Origin of the sequence: Pseudomonas sp. EA_65y_Pfl2_P74 (assembly GCF_963970575.1) — a bacterium.
Taxonomy (GTDB): domain Bacteria; phylum Pseudomonadota; class Gammaproteobacteria; order Pseudomonadales; family Pseudomonadaceae; genus Aquipseudomonas; species Aquipseudomonas baetica_A.
This window is the reverse complement of record NZ_CAXAOQ010000073.1, coordinates 1-1548: the sequence shown is the minus strand read 5'-3', so window position 1 is coordinate 1548 and position 1548 is coordinate 1. Positions and strand designations below refer to the sequence as shown.

General features: G+C 56.7%; 1 pseudogene. It reads right to left on the bottom strand.

The features are described from left to right. Positions 1 to 415: 415 nt before the first annotated feature. A pseudogene (locus tag AACY18_RS27845) lies at positions 416 to 1548 on the bottom strand (RHS repeat-associated core domain-containing protein); the annotation flags it as partial.

Sequence of the window (1548 nt, the reverse complement as noted above, 5' to 3'; positions counted from 1 at the left end):
CTGGCCAGACAAGAAACTGGGAGCCGATGGGCACTGTGATGTTGAACCCGGATCGGCAGCAGCAGACCGAGAAAAGAGCGGCATAGTTAGACGGCGACGCGACAACAACCTTGAAAAACGCCGCCGGCTCAAGGATGGCCCCAGCGACATCACCCCCGATGTTGCCACCGACCAACGATGAAGGTTTCAACACGTTCGGTTTCACTTCAAGTGCTGGAAACAGGGTGTCAAATTGGGTGCCGCCCAAAGATCCACCTTCATAACCGACAATACCTCTGACGGTTTCTCCCGCCAGATTCACCGCCATGTTCAGTGCAACATTTTGATTAATGATGTTGTGTAGTTGCCATAGTACTTCCTCGGAGTGCCCTTCTACGGCGGAAGCAAACGCCGAATACAGCATGATCACGCTTTCTGCCCGCGTGTTACCGTCCGGATCGATAAAACGGACCGGGTTATTCCCCACGAATGCATATAAATTCAGACCATCCGCCTGCTCTGCGTCGGTGCTGATCCAGCGCTGCAAGCACGGCGCGTAATAGCGTGCGCCGTAGTAATACAAACCGCTGACGTCCATTTCCTTGCCCGAATAGCGGATGAAGCGGTACGTGGTTTCCGAGTTCGGTGCCATCCACGCGGTTTCGCCAAAGGGGTAATAGCCTTCCTGGCTGATCATGACGGCGTCTTGATCCAGTTCCATCACGCTGGAACCGAGATGATCTTCGAGGTTGTAACGCATTTGGTCATTGGCGATTTCATCGATTTTTTTCGCTGCCCAATGCAGGCAGCGGGCGTTGCCGAGCGTGATGACGTGCAGTTCTTCACCGCTGTCGCGGGTGCGGATTTCAAGCCCGGGCAGATAGCGCACCTGGTGGAAATGTTCGGCGTTGGCAGCGAAGGTTTCGTGGCGCTTGAACACGCGCATACCCTGGCTGTAACCGTAGTACTCGGCATCATTGGAACCGCCATCGCGCTGGACCAGGATCACGCTTTCCAGCTCATCGCGGGCATTCCAGAGCAGTGGCTGGCCCGGTTGCACGGTCAGTTGATTGCCGTGGCGATCGAACAAAGTGTCGAAATCCGGCGGCTCGTCGCCGGTTTTCCAGCGTTCCCCGCGATTGCTCTTCAGATCGATGAACATTTGCCGGGTCGAGTTGTTGCCGGCGCGTACGTGACACAGTTCGATCAGGTTGCCACCGTTGTCGTACTGGTAGGTCTGGGTGTAGTTGAGGCGATTGTTCGGGTCGCCCGGTTGCGGCAGGCCGGGAATGTCCGGTGGCGGGGCGTCGTCGTAGCCGGTGGCGCTGGTCAACCGATAGAGCGAGTCGTAGGTGAAGTTGCGGTGGCCATCGATCAACTGATTGGCGAAGTAACGTGGTTGAAAGGCGTGGTCTTCGATGCGGGTGATATTGCCGACGGGATCGTAGAAATATTCGAGGTCTTGCAGCACTGCGCCGGTGTCTTTGCGACTGGACTGAGTGTGCAGACGACTGTCTGCCGGGTCGTACGTCCAGCGACTGAGGACAAGATTACCGGCCTGCTGCTCGA